We start from the raw sequence: 18,783 nt of genomic DNA on the forward strand, positions 1-18,783 counted from the left end.
AACCAGGTGAAGAAACAGGGAAACCAGGTGAAGAAACAGGGAAACCAGGTGAAGAAACAGGGAAACCAGGTGAAGAAACAGGGAAACCAGGTGAAGAAACAGGGAAACCAGGTGAAGAAACAGGGAAGCCAGGTGAAGGAACAGAAAAGCCAGGTGAAGAAACAGGGAAGCCAGGTGAAGGAACAGAAAAGCCAGGTGAGGGAGTAGAAAAACCTAATTTCCCAGAAAAAGGACAAGGTTCTTCTAATAATCAACAACTTCCAGCTACAGGACACAATACGAATTACGTTCCATTCATCGGTTTTATGCTTCTGTTACTAGGAATACGTTTAAGATTCATGGCTAAAAATAGTTAACGGATGTATAAAAGGCATCAGAGATATATAATCTCTGATGCCTTTTAAGTGAATACAGATAAAATGAAAATATCTATATGGAATGATAAATATGTTAAGCTTCAATTACGCTAAGCATTCTGTTTATAAATGCAGCTGCGTGAGCACGTTGTGATGGTCCTTTTGGTACGAATTGATTAAATTCATTACCTTTTACAATTCCATATCCATACACTCTTTGTACTTCTTCTTTAGCGTAAATTAAGTTTTGGTCTACGAATGGTAGTTCAACTTGTTTTGCAAAAATACCAGCGTGTTTTAGAGAACGATCGATCATAATAACAGCTTCTTCGCGTGTAATTGTAGTATTTGGATCAAATGTATTATCACCACGTCCGCGGATTATGCCTGCGCTTGCTGCACGATTAATACCGTCTCTTAAAGATGGGTGTACTTGTTCTAAGTCTGTGAAATTAGCATTTCCACTTGGTAATTGTAAAGCACGAGTAATTAATGTAGCAAATTCAGCACGCGTTACAAGACGTTCTGGGAAGTACTTGCCGTTCCCTTCTCCTTGCATAATGCCTCTAGCTGCTAATTGACGAATGTCTTGTTCATACCATCCACCTGTAATGTCATCAGTTACGGGATTTTTTTGGTTTTCCTTATAGTATGTTTCAGTTCCTTTTAAGAAAGCATCCCATTGTCCGCGTTGAATCATAAACGCAGGGCAGTTTTTTCCTGACCAAAATTGGTGTTTTTGGACCTTATCTAGAGAAATATTTAAGTCGTTCATTAAATAAGCTGCCAATTTACGTGCATTTTCTACCGCTTTTTCATAGTTTCCATCTTGATTAACGGCAATTTCAATTCCGATAGATTCATAGTTTCCAGTTTTATTTCCAGCATGCCATCCAACTTCATTTACTGGAAGATGTTGATAAATTTCTTTATCATCTACTGTGAAATGCCAAGATGCAGCGCGATCAGCTGTTCCGCGTGCTTGATTATCTAAGAATTTTGCATGATTTAGAGCATTAGCACCTTTCGCTGTATTAGCCGTTTCGTGAATCGTAATATATTTAGGCACCATCGGGTAGCCAGGGCGAATATCGTCATTTCCTTTTGGGACAATCATTTCTTTAAATGTAACGCCATAAATATTGTTTGTTTGTAGAGCTTCTGGCGATCTCAATAAACTATTTTTAGCAGTACGACTGTTTTTTAATAATGAAGCTTTTGTACCTTCAAATGTAGCAGAAGGTGCATAAATCCATTTTGCTGTTTCATTTATTTGGACTTTAAACCAATTTCCAGCTTGTTCAGTAGGAGTTATGACTTGTGGCTCTAGTTTTCCTTCTTCTTTAAACGATTGGAACGGAAGTGCATGTATGGAAGCTTCTTCTTTTACGATTAATTTTTGGTTAGATAGTTTATGAATCTCTTGAACTTCTAAGCTATTATCATTGTTATCTATCCATCCAGCGCCAGTTGACGTGGTTATGTAATAAGCATTTCCTTTTTTCTTTGTCGCCGTTACGACTTGTTCTGTAATCTCGATATTCGATTTGTTTTTTAAATCATTCGCGGTATATAATGAATGTTTTTTTGAAGTGTATAGTAGGAATTGGCCAGTAACCTCGATATCTTCTTCATGAGTACTATGCTCATTAACATGTTCTTTAATACTTTTAAAAACTTGATCCTCCGTATATACTTCGGCGGATTTTTCAGCACTCTCTGCAAATGAATAAGTAGGTGCAAGAACAGTTTGTAATGCAAGAGAGAGAGTTAAAACACTATAAAATTTCTTTTTCATATTTGTTTTTAACACATTAGATTGTGGAATCTAGTGTTAACAGTCCTCCTTTTTATATTGTATTTTCACTATGTATCGATTTTAACACTAATAAATTTTAACAAGAGAAAATCATGATGTCTATATACATGAGCAATATTCATAAAAAGAATTATTTAAAAAAATGTAAGAGAAACAGGTAAAACCTTCTGTATTGACCTGTAAACGCCCTTCAAGTAAACTAAAGAGAGTTTGCAAATGAAAAGGTGATAATGTTGTTAATTTCAATTAAAACGTTACAAGATGATCGTTTTTTACGTCCGCTACAAAATATTGGCGGCTTATTTTTTGAAGATAGTACGATTGGATTTGAACAAGAGGAAGCAAATCTGATCGTTGATATACACATTGAGGATAATGTGAAAGCATCCGCTCAATTAACGGATGTTAGCACAGGAAATGTGTATGAAGAAACATTCTCGAAAGATTTATCTGCTTTCACAGATGAAAAAGAGCGTATGAAGCAAGTGAAACACGTTGTTTCTTATGTATATCTTTCTGTTCTTCAGCAGTTAACTGGTATTGAACAAAGCTGGGGTATTTTAACGGGAGTACGTCCGACGAAACTTCTTCACAAAATGCTTCAAAATGGTATGTCAAAAGAAGAAGCGCATCAAGAACTTCGTGAAAGTTATTTAATTCATGAAGAGAAAATTGAACTTCTTCAGCGCATTGTTGATTGCCAATTAGCAGTTGTTCCGGATTTATACCGTTTGAAAGAAGAAGTAAGTATTTATATCGGTATTCCGTTCTGCCCAACGAAATGTGCATACTGTACATTCCCGGCTTATGCGATTAATGGACGCCAAGGGTCTGTTGATTCGTTCTTAGGTGGTTTACATTATGAAGTTCGTGAAATTGGTAAGTTTTTAAAAGAAAAAGGTGTAAAAGTTACGACGATTTATTACGGCGGCGGTACACCTACAAGTATTACAGCAGAAGAGATGGATATGCTGTATGAAGAAATGTATGAAGCGTTCCCAGATGTGAAAAATGTGCGTGAAGTAACAGTTGAGGCAGGTCGCCCAGATACGATCACGCCAGCAAAGCTAGAAGTGTTAAATAAATGGAACATTGACCGTATTAGTATTAATCCACAGTCATACCATCAAGAGACACTAAAAGCAATTGGACGTCATCATACTGTAGAAGAAACAATTGAGAAATACCATTTAGCTCGTGAAATGGGAATGAACAATATTAATATGGACTTAATTATTGGTCTTCCTGGTGAAGGGTTAGATATCTTCAAGCATACGTTAGATGAAACAGAAAAGTTAATGCCAGAATCATTAACAGTTCATACGTTATCATTCAAACGTGCTTCTGAAATGACGCAAAACAAACGTAAATATAAAGTAGCAGGTCGCGAAGAAATTACAGCGATGATGCATGAAGCAGAAGAGTGGACGCAAAAGCATAATTACGTACCATATTACCTATATCGTCAAAAGAATATTTTAGGTAACTTAGAGAACGTTGGTTATGCAATGCCGACGCAAGAAAGTATTTACAACATTGTCATTATGGAAGAAGTACAATCAATTATCGGACTTGGTTGTGGTGCATCAAGTAAATTTGTTCACCCGAAGACGGGAGCAATTACGCACTTTGCGAATCCGAAAGATCCAAAATCATATAATGATGGCTTTGTGAAATATACAGAAGATAAACTGAAAATTTTAGAAGAGCTATTTGCATAAGAAGAAAGAGGTTGTTCCGAGTCGGAACAACCTCTTTTTTATCCTGCAGTAACGGGCGGTCCGATTATATCTTGTCAGTTTTTGTCGGTAAGTTGATATATTCGAAAAATCGCCGATATAATTTCATTTACCGTCTAGCGGTACCGTATGTAAAACTATGTCGATAATAATCAGAAAAATTAGTCAAATCATTAGAGGACAATGTCTACTTATGGACGAAATGATAGATTTATGAAAGAGAAAAGGGGGAAATTGTTGGCATGTATATGACGATAGGGAGAATTTTTGATTTATCAGTTGGTAAGTATCCAAATAAAGAGGCGTTAGTGGAACCTGAAAAAAATATTCGCTGGACGTATAAACAGTGGGATGAACAAATAAATAAAACAGCGCACGCTCTATTAGAAGAAGGGGTAAGAAAGGGAGATACGGTATCTGTTTACTTATATAATTGCCATGAATTTGTAAACGTTTACTTAGCCTGTGCGAAAATTGGAGCGATCTTTAACCCGATTAATTTCCGCTTAAAAGCGAAAGAAGTATCTTATATTCTTCAGGACGCATCCTCGAAAGTCGTTGTCTTTGAAAAAGCAGTTGAGTCAACTGTTGCTATAATTGAAAGAGATTTTCCAAATACATCTTTTTGGTCTATAGAAAACGATAAACCTTCCTATGCAAGTTCCTACCATGAAAAAGTGAATGAAGCATCTTCTGAGAAAGTAAATATCGAAATTGATGAAATGGATTATTGTTCAATGCTTTATACGAGCGGTACGACTGGGCATCCGAAAGGCGTATTACATCGTCATCGCGAAATGACTGAGCATAGTATGATTTGTACGTATTTCCTTAAATATAATAGAGATAGTGTTGGGCTTGTTGTTGCGCCTTTATATCACTGTGGTGAATTAAATGCCGGAATCATACCACGCATTCAAGTTGGCGGAAAGAATGTTATTTTGCATCATTTTGATACAGAAACAGTATTACATACGATTCAAGAAGAAAAGATTACGACGTTCTTTGCAGCGCCGACGATGTGGAATATGTTGTTGCAAAAAGATTTAGCTCAGTATGATTTAACGTCAATGAAAATCGGTATATATGGCGGAGCAGCAATGGCACCGGCGTTAGTGAAGGAATGTAAAGAACGTCTTTATATTGATCTTGTTCAAATATACGGAATGACAGAAATGGGGCCAGTTGTTGCGTTTCTCGTAGAGGAGGATCAAATTACGAAAGCTGGTTCAGCAGGCACGCCATGTTTTAGCCATGAAGTTCGTATTGTGAAACCGAACGAGGATGCACCGGCAGAACCAGATGATGTATTACCTCCTTATGAAGTGGGAGAAATTATTTTACGCGGCCCAACTATGATGGCTGGCTATCATAATCGTGAAGAAGCGAATAAAAAATCGATGTATAAAGGATGGTATCATTCTGGTGATCTAGGCTATTTTGATAAAGACGGTTATTTATTCGTTGCTGATCGCGTTGATGATATGGTAATTAGCGGTGGCGTAAACATTTATCCTCGTGAAATTGAAGATTTCCTTCATAGTCATCCAGGTATATTAGATGTGGCGGTACTTGGTGAGCCAGATGAATTATGGGGAGAGCGTGTTGTGGCAGTTATTGTGAAGAAAGATGAAACAATAACAGAAGCTGATTTAGAAACGTATTGCAAAGAAAGTGATGAACTAGCAGATTATAAACGTCCGCGTCATTATTTATTTGTAGATGAACTCCCTCGTAATGCGAGCGGGAAGTTGCAGAAGTTTGTACTGAGGGAGTCGTTGAAAGGTGCGAAAAAATAGAAAATGCAGGATGCCCCATATCTATGGGGTATCCTGCATTTTTCTGTATTAAACAGAAGAAACAATATCTTTGTTAATTCTCATTTCTTCTTGGTGAAGGTTAATTAGCGCATTTGAAATAAGGTGGAAAAACAAAAGGGATGTAATGCACAAAAAGAAAAGACACCCTAAGGTGCCTCTCTCCGACTTGAACCATTTCATTTCATACGAATCGGAATCTATTCGTATTACCATTACCCCTTTGTTATGAGTGTAAACACACACTATAAAGCAGAATCGTCTATATACACTAGATTGTTAGTTCACAAAAGACAAGAGATTTGAGATCAATATCGAAGTGACGCCACATCCCCTATAATAATTGATATGTTACGCCTTTTAAAAGAATCTGCTTTATAGAACGTGCCCACAAGTTATATTTTACTACATGTAATATTCATTTAGTGTATTTTTTGATGAATATGTATAATTACATAAACTGTATGAAAAAAAAGAGAGTATACTCTAATATTGTGTAATAAAGATGAAGCCCGCCTACGAATAGGGGGCTTTTCTTACTTTTTATAAATATTTATTCCAATTATATTATCAGATGAGTCTAAACGAATATAAACGTCAGCTGATAAAAGGTGTGCATTATATATTCGTTGTTTATATGTTGATATCTCGAAGCGTTTTCCATTTAATTCACATTCTAGAATAATCATATCGCCATGTTCTTTCCAAGTTATTAATTTAGCAGTTGTATTCATATAAACCTCCTCTGAATCATTTTATGAAAATTAATAGAGATAGTGTGAGAAAGGAGTTTATATAACAAAAAAAGACACCTTAAGTGTCTTCTTTGATTACTATAAAAGTCGTTGAATAAAATAGGTTTCTATTTTTATTTGCGTGAAAAGCCTTCTTCATCAAGGTATTCCGCAGCTTCTGGATAAGAGTTGAATGTACCGTCTAAGTTTACACCAGCGTACACGTTCCACATGTCATCCTCTGAAATAAGAGTAAGAATATGACCATCTTCGTTCTGCCATTCTTCTTCTTTCGCAGGTTCTACAGGTGCTACTACTTCTTCTTGTGATAGAAGGTCAATTGATTTCTCAATTACTGAACGTAACTCCTCTGCTGAAAACTCACGGATGTTAACCATGCCTTTATCATCTGTTTTATAACCTTTAATACCGCTTGCATATACAAATCCATTTCCATTTGGGTGTAAATGAAATACAACGTTCTTTTTATCTAAACGACTTTCTTCAAAGTGGAAGTTTACACGTTTTAATGATACGTTCTTTCTTTCTAGTTCTGGGAAAGATTCAATAATCGATAATTTTTCTTCAAAAGTTAGCATAGTGCCTCCAAGTATATAGTAAAAGATTTAATTTGTTCATTATAGCATAGTTGCAATTGTTTCCAAAGATAAGGGGAAAACTTTTCGTTGAATACGTTTACGTCACGAGAATGTAAAAAGTGAGCTAACGAATGTATCTTTTTAGGTGTACAATGGAACATGGACTTTATACAAAGGTGGTTTTTTTATGTTTCAAAAAATAGCAAAGGAATGTTTAGCAGGATTTACTGTTGCGATTGTTGCGTTACCACTTGCGATTGCATTTGGTATTGCCGCGACAGGAACGTCTGAGGGAGCGCTTGTTGGATTGTATGGTGCGATTTTTGCAGGTTTATTCGCAGCGTTATTTGGAGGGACACCTGGGCAAGTAACAGGGCCAACTGGACCAATTACCGTTATTGCAACAGGAGTTATTGCGACGCACGGGTTAGAGGCAAGTTTTATTGCCTTTATGATGGCAGGGTTATTTCAAATTTTATTCGGTGTATGTAAGCTCGGTTCTTACGTTCGATATATTCCGTATCCTGTCGTTTCGGGGTTTATGAATGGTATTGCATTAATCATTATTTTAGGCGAAATAAAGCACGTACAAAATAGTTTTTTACTTGTTGTGTTAACGATTATTGTAATGATTGTTTCTGGTAAATGGATTAAGGCGATTCCGTCTAGTTTAGTAGCACTAGTCGGTGTGACAGCTTTGCTTCCTTTATTTTCTTCCTTACTCGAAGGACTTACAGTAAAGTTACCGATTATCGGAAATCTTTCACTAAATAAAGTAATTGAAAAGATTGGAACCATTCCAGAAGCGATGCCTACGCTTCATATTCCATCTTTAAGTGGAACAGGAATAGCAGCACTTATTTTGCCAGCGCTTAGTATTGCTTTATTAGGATCGATTGACTCGTTGTTAACATCGGTCGTAATGGATAATGTGACAGGTACACGTCATAAAAGTAATAAAGAACTGGTTGGACAAGGTATCGGTAATATGATGAGCGGATTGTTTGGCGGATTAGCAGGTGCAGGTGCGACTGTAAGGTCTATCGTGAATATAAGAAGTGGCGGTAAAACGGCACTTTCGGCATGTATGCATAGTGTTATCTTATTTATTTTTATTATGGGTCTTGGTTCGGTCGTACAATATATTCCACTTGCTGTATTATCAGGTATTTTAATTTTAACTGGTATTGGAATGTTCGATTGGGGAAGCATGAAAAAGATGCATGTCGCTCCTAAAGGTGATGTCGTTGTTATGCTCGTAACGATGATTGTAACGGTGAAGTTCGATTTAATGATTGCTGTTGCATTCGGTATTATTCTTTCGTTCATCATATATATGGTGAAATGTAAAGAACGCAAAACTTCTATCGTAAAAGAAAAAGAAGAAACGTACACAATTCAAGGACCGCTCTCTTTCCTATCAGTAGATCGTATTTTCTCTACTTTACAAGATGTGAAGTCACCGGTTGTTTTACGTATGAAAGATGTGCGTTATATGGATGTATCAGGAGCTATGGCATTATTAAATTTTGTTGAGCAATCAAATAAAGTAGGAGCAAGTGTAAAGCTTGAGCAAGTACATCCGAGTATTGAAAAAACAATCGCAGTAATGGCAAGCGATGAACAGAAAGAGCAATTGAAAATTTTAAGTGTTTAGATGGTAATTAGAATATCTCACAATCTTACATAAATTATAATGTAGAGTTGTGGGATATTTTTATAATGTTTTTAGTAATATGTATCGCAGTGATAGAGAGGAAGGGCTCTTTTTGCGTAACAGAAACGGTTATAGTGTGTACATATATAATGGAAGGAATTAGAAAAAATATTGTGAAGAGACAGGCTTAAATGGGTTCTCTTTTCTATTTTGAAAAAAAAACCAAGTATTCAACCTATAATAAATTTGTTATGATAACCAATGGGATAAAGTGAATTCCTATCGTTTAAAACAATATGTTTGAGAGTATATGTATAAAAGAAAAGAGAAAAAATATGAATAAAACATTTGTAAAAGGAGCAGCAATTTTAACCATTACAACTTTTTTGTCGAAATTGCTGGGTAGTTTTTTTCAAATTCCATTACAAAATATTGCAGGAGATGAAGTGCTCGGTATTTTCCGCCTTGTTTTTCCTGTATATATGATTGCTCTTACATTATCGGTAGCCGGAGTTCCACTTGCAATTTCGAAACTAATTGCAGAGTTGAACGAAAAAAATAAGCAAAAGGAAATTGCGAAATTATTTAAATCAGCGTCAATTATTGGGATAGCATTTGGCGTTTTCGGCTGTTTAGTCATTGTATTATTTTCTATTGAAATTGCAAATATGCTTGGTGGACAAGAAACTAGAATGCCGTTGCTTATTACTTCATTAGCGTTACTCATTGCGCCATACATGGCGGTGTATAGAGGGTATTTTCAAGGTTTCGGTGATATGAAACCAACAGGGGTATCACAGGTCATTGAGCAATTTGTACGTGTGTTTTTTATGTTAATAATTGCTTACATACTAGTATCATGGGATAAGAGTAATACTGTTATTACTAGTGGTGCGATGGTTGGCTCTTTTCTTGGAGTCATTAGTTCGCTTATATATTTGCGTATAAAATATAATAGAAGTCCATACTACAATAAAAGCAATTCCTATTCGCTCCGAGATTTAAGAGAAAACGGCAAAAAGATATTGCGGGTATCGATCCCAATCGCTATTGGAGCTTTATCAATGCCACTTTTAAATTTAGTAGACTCGCTTACAATACCGCATGTATTACAAGGATCATCAACAGAAATTCAAGAACAATTTGGAATATACAGTCGCGGTTTTGCATTCACGCAAATAATTGTTATTTTTGCAAGCGCAATTGTATTTCCGTTAATACCACTCTTAACTTCCGCATTGGCCAAAAGAGATATAAATTTGGCGGAAATAACAATTCAAAATACAAATCGACTAGCGCATGTTTTGACAGCACCGTTAACAATATGGTTGATGGCATTAACAGTACCGTTAAATGTCGGATTGTTCACAGATGTAAAAGGCAGTAGTATGTTAACAGTTATGATTGGCAGTTCGTATTTTACTGCGGTTATGGTATTATCAATAGGTGTTTTACAGGGCATTAACCGTTCTGCACAAGCTGCATGGATTGTTATTGGTGCGAGTTGTGTGAAAGTCGTGTTAAACATTATGTTCGTGCAGAAGTTTGGCATAGATGGAGCGGCGTATAGTACATTCATTACTTACGTATTGATTTGTATTGTAAATCATTTGTATATTCGAAGCTATATTGCCTATTCTATTCATTTAAAAAGCTTTTTTGGTGTGCTAGCAATAGCATGTATTTTGGGACTAGGATTGTATGAATTATGTAATGTGATAAATATTACATCTTCAAGAATTATGACGTTATTATTCAGTGGTATAGCATTAAGTATTACAACCATTTTGTATGGTGTATGTGCTTTGAAATTAAAATGGATATCAATAAACAAAATACCATTTTTAAAAAGATAAATATAGAAATTTAATTTTTTATTATAATTCATATGAACTGATAAAGAGGAAACTATGTAGGGTATCAAGTGTTTAGGTAAGGAATGGGTACTAGTTTATGTTAGATGAAATAAATGGTTACCTAGTTTTGGAGGAGATTTAGGGTGCGTTTAGTCTTATCAGGATATTATGGTTTTTATAATGTTGGAGACGAGGCGATTCTACAATCAATTATTGAATCGTTAAGTAAAGAGAACCCGGATATAGAACTAGTAGTACTATCAAATGATTCTAAATATACAAAGGAAATGTATGGTGTAGAATCGGTAGATCGCTGGGATATAAAAGCTGTTTATCATGCGATAAAAAACAGTGATGGAGTTATTAGCGGTGGCGGGAGCCTTCTTCAAGATCAGACAAGTACGAAGAGTATTCTATATTATACGGGTATTATGGGACTCGCTCGATTATTAAAAAAGCCGTATTATATTTATTCACAAGGAATAGGTCCAATTACAAAAGGATATAATCGTCTATTAGTAAAATGGAACTTGTCAAAAGCTTCCTATGTATCAGTTCGAGATGAGGATTCGTTTTTATATTTAAAAGAACTTGGCATAAAAAACGATATTGAAATTGTTCCAGACCCTGTTTTAACATGGAAACGGACAAAACAATCGGATTGGTTGCAAAAGCATTCGATACATGGAAAAGTAATCGCGGTTAGTGTGCGTTATTGGAATGCAAAAGAAGATTATATAAAAAAATTAGCTGCGGCATTAAAAAAATTAAAGCAAGAAGGATACCAAATTCTATTTGTTCCAATGCATGAGCCATTTGATCAAAAAGCTTCGCGTGAAGTAGTAGACTTAATGGGAGAAGAGACGTATATGCTTCCATATAAAATGGATATCGACGAGAAAATATTCATTTTATCACAATGTTCATTACTAATTGGTATGCGTCTTCATGCACTAGTTTTTTCTGCTGTAGCCAAAACTCCAATGGTCGGGATTTCATACGATCCGAAAATTGATTCGTTTTTAAGTCAAGTGAATCAGCCAGTTATAGGAAGTGTGGATGGCGAATGGAGTGCTGAGTATTTATATGAAATTGCGAAAAAGCAATTAATGCAACAAGGAACTGTGCAGCAAGAGTTACAATTGACAATAGATGAGCTTCGGTTGCAAGGCAAACAGGCAACAAAGAAACTCATTGATCATATGGAAAAAGGCACTTTATTAAAAAAGTAAAGTGTCTTTTATTTTGTTTTGAATGTAATGAAAATTCAAATTAAAAAACGTTTTATTTTAATTCCTATTTATTATGCTAAAATGATTGTGATTATTATATAATCAAATTTGTGATAATAAATTCGTAGATTACGAGGAGGATAACCTTGAAGACTTTTTCAAAAGGTATAACAGCAGTGGCATTAACGGGATCATTACTTTTAACTCCTATTTCAAGTTATGCGGCAAATGATGATATTACAGGACATATGTTTGAGACGAATATGCGCTCACTTATTACTAAAGGAGTTTTAATGGGGTATGGAGACAATGTATATGCGCCTGATAAATTAGTAACAAGAGCAGAGTTTGCTACATTCATAGCGAGGGCTTTAAATTTACCGAAAGCTGATTCGAATTTCGAGGATGTGCCGAAGACTTACGGTTTATATGATGGTGTAAGTAGAGCATATGGAGCGAAAATTATTAATGGTCGTACGAACGAGACGTTCTCACCAAATGATGTGATTACACGTGAAGAAATGTCGATCATGGTAAAGCGAGCGTTAGACTATAAAAATATTAAAGTAGCTGTAAGTCCGCTTACCTTTACTGATAAAGATAGTATTAACTATAAAGAACATGTGCAAGTTATGGTGGCTACTCAAATTATTAAAGGGTATCCAGAAGATAATACATTTAGACCACATTTATCAGCTACAAGAGGGATGGCTTCAGCTATGTTGGATCGCATGCTTCAGACGATTGAAAAAAACGGAAATAGCAATCCTGTAGAAACTAAGAAATATGTCGTGACAAATGTAAGAGAAAACGGAACAGAGCAAGAAGTAGAGCGCTATAATACGTATAAAGAAGCGGTTACCGCTGCTCAAAATAAAGGTATGAATGCGGTAAAATACGAGAACGAATTTTTATGGATTAAAGATGGTTTTGCAAGTGCGAAAAGAATAACTGGGCAAAACATCATTAATATTTATGATGAGAATTTATCAACAGTATATACGTATATTCAGTATGGAACAGAATTGAAAGTGTTAGAAGTTGGCGAAGATCGTGTGAAAGTTCAACTTTCTGGTTTGACAGGTTATGTGAAGAAGAATGAAATCACTTTAATTCCTACCAATGAAATGAAACAGTCGTCTTATTATGTGAAATCAGATGGATATTTATACCATAAATATTATACATATAATACAAGTTCACCTGGATATACAGAATTTAGATATGGTGTGGCACCTTCTTTCATGAAGCAAGGACAGCAAATGTATAGTGTAGATGGAAAGACATTTGGAGACGAAACTTTCTATCAATATTTCAATTATTTATCATTACGTTCGAAAACAGATTATACAGCTGAACAACTAGATAGTTATGTGAAATCGATTAAGCCAGACTCTCCATTAATTGGTTTAGGAAAGAAATTTAAAGAAGTAGAAAGCAAGTATAATGTAAATGCATTATTCTTATATTCATTAGCAATTCATGAAAGTTATTATGGAACAAGCGCTCTTGCAAAAGACAAAAATAATTTATTTGGTTTAAAAGCAACAGACGATAGTCCATATGGTAACGGAGAAGCATTTAATTCAAAAGAAGATTGTATTGAACATGCAGCAAAATTATACATGAATGAAGGATATTTAAATCCAGGACATTGGCGTTATACAGCAACATATACAGGTGATAAAGCTGCTGGTTTAAATGCGAAATATGCATCTGATGCGAACTGGGGTAAAAAAGTAGCGGGGCATATGAACCGTTTTGATTCTTATTTAGGTAAAAAAGAATACAACAAGTACAAACTTGCACGTGTGATGAATAACGTGGAAGTGAAAAAGAATCCTAGTATATCAAATGAGCGACTGTATCGTTTAAATACAAATGTAGTTGTCACAGTTACTGGTGAAGAAATAATAAATGGAAAAGCGTGGGTTAAAGTTATTTCAGATAATCCTACTGTAACAGAAGCGTATATTGCAAAAGAAAGCTTAGAATACGTAAAACATTAATTAAATAAAAAAGAAGGTGCTACTAATATTTCGTAGCACCTTCTTTTTATTCAATTTCAAAATCAACAATGATATAGGCGAGTATAACAACGAAGAAAATGCTAACGGCTGGCGCTGTTAATACGTGGCCAGACATAAAGCCAATGCCAAGTGATAGAATGAGTGTGCTCGCTAATAGCATATACTTTACAGTCATGATTTTCTTAAAGTTTGTGATCATGCGGATGAATAATTTAATACCAAAGTATAGAAGTGGTATTAAGTAAATAAGGAAACCGACAATTCCAAAGGCGAAAAATAGGTCATGGAAGTCCATTTCAATTAATTTAATTTTATCTGTGTAGTTACCAGCATAACCCATTCCGAATAGTTTTTGTGAAAGCGGTGCGTCTTTATAGTACTGTTTGTATGTTTTTAAGAATTTGTCGCGATCGCTGTAAATTAAACTTTTTACTTCAGAATCTGTAAGTTCACCTTTTGCATGTTTTTTTGCATCTTCTGGATCTTCTTTAATTACTTTTCCTTCTTTTCGATCTTTCTCTTCTTGTACTGATTTTTTGTATTCGTATATTTGCATGTGAATGCCCATATTTTTTGCGATAGGAGTATGTGGTGTAAGAGCAATTAAACCTCCTAGTATAACAGCGGCAACAACGGTATTTACAATATGTGTGAATCCTTTTCCTTCTTTTTTACGATTTATCATATATTCAATGAATGAGAAGAAAAGTGCTACGCCTAATGTAATAACAATTGCGCCATATCCGACTTTCGTTCCGACCATAATACTTGCATACATCGCAAGTATTGTTGGAATCCAGTAATATATTTTCGAGAAAGAAGTTGTTTTATGAATCGAATATAAGACAATGATTGGGAACATAATGGCGAAAAGAGAACTTAAATCATTTCCAGCGAAGAACCAACCTCTTGAACCGATTTTTGAGTGAGGATAGCTTGGGAAATCCGTTCCAGTTTGCATTGCGACAATCATTGTGATGCTTAAAATTAAAGTTGCATATAAGAAATATGTAATGATTTTATGAAATACATACTCTTTATTTTTTAGCTCTTTAAAGGCGATAATATATCCAAACAGTAGCACAATTGGATATACGGTCTTTAAGATAAATTTAACTTCTTCTCCAAATGAAACTGGAGATTTAACCATCATATTATTTACAAGACCGATTGCGAGTGCGATTCCGAGTAAACATAAATAGAAGATGTACTTTTTCGCATCTTGTTGTTTGTGATGAAGAAGTAGGTATCCTAATGCAAGAAGCATAAAGGCGAAACGGACTACAACTCCAACTGTTGCGCTCATGTGTAGTATATAGATTGAAAAAGATGTTAATAAATCTAAAATTGGTTGAAACACAATGAATAGCAATAGGAAATGTGGGAAGTAGTTATCCGTTTGTTTCAACTTATTAACCATATGTTCCTCCAGTTCTTCATTCCTTTATTACAACACCCAAAAGATGGGTATAAAGCCTTTTTTACATAGTAAGGCGAATGAATTTCAATATTTGTTTTTTTATCCTGCTATTTGCCGGGCAGTAAGACCCCGCCTCAAAATACAATACAGCGGAAGCAAAGAAGTTAGGTGGGGGCGGGCTGCCCGTAAAAGCCCGATTGGTGAGGACTAATAATCAGTGGGGGATGAACACCCCCCACTGATTAAAGTCTCACTTTATCAAACTTAAGAATACACCATTTCATTGTAATGGTAAATAGATGAAAAGCATGGATAAACCGACTTTAATTTCTATATTTTTCAACGGAATTGTATGTTTTATACGGTATATGTACAAATTGTGAGATTATTAGACAGAAAATTGAGAAAAAAGAAGGATTTTTCAGTGGTTTTCTATAATTATATAAGTATAATCTTTATGGAGAAAAGAGGGGTATATATAATGGAAATAACAAGTAAAACAGAATCTGTCGTTGTGAAATATGAAGGGCACGTTGCAACGGTTATGGTCAACCGCCCAGAGGTGTTAAATGCGTTAGATGAGCCGACCTTAAAAGAGTTATTACAAAAGTTGAAAGAAGTAGCGGAAAGTTCTGCGCATATCGTTGTGTTATGCGGGAACGGTCGTGGTTTTTCTGCGGGTGGGGATATTAAATCGATGCTTTCAAGTAATGATGAAAGTAAGTTTGATGGTATTATGAATACCATTTCTGAAGTTGTCGTGACATTATATACGATGCCAAAGCTTGTTATTAGTGCAATTCATGGACCAACTGCAGGTCTTGGATTAAGTATTGCGTTAACAGCTGATTATGTAATGGCGGATATATCATCTGTTATTGCAATGAACTTTATTGGAATCGCTTTAATTCCAGATGGAGGCGGTCATTTCTTCCTTCAAAAGCGCGTCGGTGAAAATATGACGAAGCAAATTATTTGGGAAGGCAAGAAATTATCAGCGACAGAAGCGCTTGATATCGGCTTAATTGATGAAGTAATCGGCGAAGATTTCCAAACGGCTGTGAAGCAGAAGATTAATGAATGGTCACAAAAACCGATTAAAGCAATGATTCAAACGAAGCAAATTTTATGTGAAGTAAATCGCTCTAATTTAGAGCAAACATTGCAATTAGAAAAGCGTGGTCAATATGCAATGAGACAAACAGCGGATCATAAAGAAGGTATTGCTGCGTTTTTAGAGAAACGTTTACCAGCATTTAAAGGGGAATAAAGTTTGTCCATTCCTCACTGATTATTAGCTCGTTAATTCGGGATAAAGGGGAGAAAGTGCTAACACATTTTAGTATAATTGTGTTAGCACTTTTTTTTAGGAGTAATACATGAAGAGAATGATTGGTGTTATCACTATTATTTTGCTTACATATTCTGCTTTGCATAGTACACCATCTTTGGCAGTTCGGACTGCGTTATTTTTTGAGGGACATCCAAGTGTTGCATTTTCTGACGGGGTGACGAAAGAAAAAGATGTGAAAAAAGAAGCGATTCCAGATGAGTATCAAACTCTATATGGTAAGGACGAAGACTTAGAGCACTATTTCTTTCCGCATGTAAGAGCACATGGATCAGGAATTGATATGTTAAGTGCATGCGTGAAGAAAAAATGGTTTTTCTATAAAGCAGAGCTCGGATGTTATTAAATATAGGAGGATGAATGATGTCAGCATATAACAAGTTAGTCAGAGATCGTGTTCCAGAGAAGATTTTAATGTCTGGAAAAACATATACAGCACAAAAATTAACAGGTCAAGCCTACATACAAGCTTTAGCGAAAATTGGAACGGAAGAAATTCGTGAATTTGCTTCTATGAAAGAACGCGAACATGCACTAGATTCTCTTGCAGATGCGCTAGAGGTTATCATTTCATTAGCACGTGCAGAAGGTGCATCGATTGAAGATGTGGAACGCCTTCGTAAGCAAAAAGAGATAGAGCGCGGTGGATTTGAAAGAGGTATTTATTTATTAGATGTTTCAGAAGAATAGTTTTATAGGAAAAGCATAGCGTTACTGAGTAACGCTATGCTTTCTTATTGCAATGAAGCTAATAATGAAGAAGATAGCTGTTAATATCCAGCCGATTGTAATAGAAGTAGTAGTATGAATGGCATAAGAGATTTGTAAACAAAATAATGATGCTAAAAACCAAATGAGTGCAATGTGTATATATTTTTTTGATATATTCATATTTCAGGGCTCCTTTTGTATACTAAAAAGAATTTTACTACAATTTAGAAAATTATGCCATATAAGTAGAGGTTTTCTGGCGAATTTTGTATACTGAATAGTAGAGAAAATGAGGAGGAAACGACAATGGCACATCATACGAAAGAAACGATGGAACTGATTAAGGAGCTTGTCTCTATTCCGAGTCCATCTGGAAATACAGCAAAAATTATTAATTTCATTGAAAACTATGTCAGTGAGTGGAACGTAGAAACGAAACGTAATAATAAGGGAGCTCTTATTTTAACGGTAAAAGGGAAGAATGATGCGCAGCACCGCTTATTAACGGCACACGTTGATACGTTAGGTGCGATGGTGAAAGAAATTAAGCCTGACGGTCGCCTGAGTCTTTCTATGATTGGTGGATTTCGCTGGAACTCTGTAGAAGGAGAATATTGCGAAATTGAAACATCAAGTGGCAAGACATATACAGGAACGATTTTAATGCATCAAACATCTGTACATGTATATAAAGATGCAGGTGAAGCAAAACGCGATGAGAAAAATATTGAAGTTCGTATTGATGAGCGCGTATTTTCAGCTGATGAAGTACGCGAATTAGGAATTGAAGTAGGAGACTTCGTTTCATTTGATCCGCGTGTTCAAATTACAGAGAGTGGATACATAAAATCCCGTCATTTAGATGACAAAGTAAGTGTTGCGATTTTATTAAAATTAATTAAAAGATTACAAGATGAAAACGTAACATTACCATATACGACGCATTTCTTAATTTCTAATAATGAAGAGATTGGATACGGTGGTAATTCTAACATTCCTGAAGAAACTGTTGAATACTTAGCAGTTGATATGGGAGCGTTAGGTGATGGACAAGCATCTGATGAATATACAGTATCTATTTGTGCAAAAGACTCTAGCGGCCCGTATCATTACGCACTGCGTAAACATTTAGTAGAGCTTGCGAAAACGAATCATATTGAATATAAAGTAGATATTTATCCATACTACGGATCTGATGCATCAGCTGCGATTCGCGCGGGATTTGATGTGAAACATGCTTTAATTGGAGCGGGTATTGATTCTTCTCACGCATTTGAACGTACACATGAAAGTTCTATTGCGCATACAGAAGCATTAGTGTATGCATATGTAATGTCTAATTTAATTGAAGAATAATTTCATAGATAATAGAGAGCTGATTAAAGATATTATTTTTAATCAGCTTTTTATTTGGCAAAGCGATTAGGAGACATGTTCTAATCGCTTTTTTATCCCGCTATTT

16 protein-coding genes are annotated in these 18,783 nt (G+C 35.3%); 11 read left to right on the forward strand and 5 right to left on the reverse strand.

The annotated features are described in order from the left end of the window. The coding region (locus GBN91_RS21100; protein WP_152122317.1) for an LPXTG cell wall anchor domain-containing protein at nt 1-356 on the forward strand (356 nt) is incomplete at its 5' end. Nucleotides 357-450: 94 nt separating this feature from the next. Here the strand turns inward: GBN91_RS21100 and GBN91_RS21105 are convergent. Continuing rightward, nucleotides 451-2,154 (reverse strand): S-layer homology domain-containing protein, encoded by a 1,704-nt coding sequence (locus GBN91_RS21105; protein ID WP_044307491.1) that lies wholly within the window; start codon nt 2,152-2,154, stop codon nt 451-453. Between the two features lie 251 nt (nt 2,155-2,405). On the opposite strand from GBN91_RS21105, the gene GBN91_RS21110 reads away from it, so the two are divergent. Both GBN91_RS21110 and GBN91_RS21115 read left to right on the forward strand, forming a co-directional pair. After that, complete coding sequence (locus GBN91_RS21110; protein ID WP_002164625.1) at nt 2,406-3,896, forward strand: coproporphyrinogen III oxidase; 1,491 nt, start codon at nt 2,406-2,408, stop codon at nt 3,894-3,896. Between the two features lie 260 nt (nt 3,897-4,156). Next, nucleotides 4,157-5,713: a fatty acid--CoA ligase gene (locus tag GBN91_RS21115; RefSeq protein ID WP_000281993.1), complete on the forward strand. Its 1,557-nt coding sequence runs from the start codon at nt 4,157-4,159 to the stop codon at nt 5,711-5,713. Between the two features lie 554 nt (nt 5,714-6,267). Here GBN91_RS21115 and GBN91_RS21120 read toward each other — a convergent pair. Further along, nucleotides 6,268-6,465, reverse strand: a complete 198-nt coding sequence (locus GBN91_RS21120; protein WP_001098262.1) for a hypothetical protein — start codon at nt 6,463-6,465, stop codon at nt 6,268-6,270. Nucleotides 6,466-6,599: 134 nt separating this feature from the next. Continuing rightward, on the reverse strand, nt 6,600-7,064 hold the full coding sequence (locus GBN91_RS21125) for a hypothetical protein (protein WP_000954998.1): 465 nt from the start codon (nt 7,062-7,064) through the stop codon (nt 6,600-6,602). A 187-nt stretch (nt 7,065-7,251) separates the two neighbouring features. Here GBN91_RS21125 and GBN91_RS21130 point away from each other — a divergent pair, with 187 nt between their 5' ends. The 4 genes from GBN91_RS21130 to GBN91_RS21145 all read left to right on the forward strand — a co-directional run bounded on the left by GBN91_RS21130 (nt 7,252) and on the right by GBN91_RS21145 (nt 13,818). Next, entirely contained in the window at nt 7,252-8,721 is a 1,470-nt protein-coding gene (locus GBN91_RS21130) for a SulP family inorganic anion transporter (protein WP_000486654.1), read from the forward strand. Nucleotides 8,722-9,056: 335 nt separating this feature from the next. Further along, a complete protein-coding gene (locus GBN91_RS21135; RefSeq protein ID WP_152122220.1) occupies nt 9,057-10,577 on the forward strand; it encodes a putative polysaccharide biosynthesis protein in 1,521 nt (506 codons plus the stop codon). Between the two features lie 143 nt (nt 10,578-10,720). After that, the gene (gene csaB / locus GBN91_RS21140; RefSeq protein WP_001241591.1) at nt 10,721-11,809 is read left to right on the forward strand and encodes a polysaccharide pyruvyl transferase CsaB; all 1,089 of its coding nucleotides are present in this window, start codon (nt 10,721-10,723) and stop codon (nt 11,807-11,809) included. A 146-nt stretch (nt 11,810-11,955) separates the two neighbouring features. Beyond that, nucleotides 11,956-13,818, forward strand: coding sequence for an S-layer homology domain-containing protein (locus tag GBN91_RS21145; protein ID WP_000847506.1), 1,863 nt, complete (start codon nt 11,956-11,958; stop codon nt 13,816-13,818). A 46-nt stretch (nt 13,819-13,864) separates the two neighbouring features. Here GBN91_RS21145 and GBN91_RS21150 read toward each other — a convergent pair whose 3' ends face one another. Then, a complete protein-coding gene (locus tag GBN91_RS21150) occupies nt 13,865-15,259 on the reverse strand; it encodes an O-antigen ligase family protein (RefSeq protein WP_152122222.1) in 1,395 nt (464 codons plus the stop codon). Between the two features lie 457 nt (nt 15,260-15,716). Here GBN91_RS21150 and GBN91_RS21160 point away from each other — a divergent pair, with 457 nt between their 5' ends. From GBN91_RS21160 to GBN91_RS21170, 3 genes are all read left to right on the forward strand, one after another. Next, nucleotides 15,717-16,529 carry an enoyl-CoA hydratase gene (locus GBN91_RS21160; RefSeq protein WP_001999174.1) on the forward strand — a complete coding sequence of 271 codons (813 nt, stop codon included), beginning with the start codon at nt 15,717-15,719 and terminating at the stop codon, nt 16,527-16,529. 109 nt (nt 16,530-16,638) lie between these two features. Continuing rightward, nucleotides 16,639-16,956 (forward strand): hypothetical protein, encoded by a 318-nt coding sequence (locus GBN91_RS21165; RefSeq protein ID WP_000827122.1) that lies wholly within the window; start codon nt 16,639-16,641, stop codon nt 16,954-16,956. A gap of 17 nt (nt 16,957-16,973) precedes the next feature. Continuing rightward, entirely contained in the window at nt 16,974-17,300 is a 327-nt protein-coding gene (locus GBN91_RS21170; RefSeq protein ID WP_001277350.1) for a nucleoside triphosphate pyrophosphohydrolase, read from the forward strand. Nucleotides 17,301-17,321: 21 nt separating this feature from the next. On the opposite strand, the gene GBN91_RS21175 is transcribed toward GBN91_RS21170, so the two are convergent. Next, the gene (locus GBN91_RS21175; protein WP_098537183.1) at nt 17,322-17,501 is read right to left on the reverse strand and encodes a hypothetical protein; all 180 of its coding nucleotides are present in this window, start codon (nt 17,499-17,501) and stop codon (nt 17,322-17,324) included. Between the two features lie 126 nt (nt 17,502-17,627). Between GBN91_RS21175 and GBN91_RS21180 the strand changes: the two genes are divergently transcribed. Next, nucleotides 17,628-18,677, forward strand: coding sequence for a M42 family metallopeptidase (locus GBN91_RS21180; RefSeq protein WP_000930085.1), 1,050 nt, complete (start codon nt 17,628-17,630; stop codon nt 18,675-18,677). The last annotated feature ends 106 nt before the right edge of the window (nt 18,678-18,783 follow it).

The organism is Bacillus sp. B1-WWTP-T-0.5-Post-4, assembly GCF_009183795.1.
Lineage (GTDB): Bacteria > Bacillota > Bacilli > Bacillales > Bacillaceae_G > Bacillus_A > Bacillus_A cereus.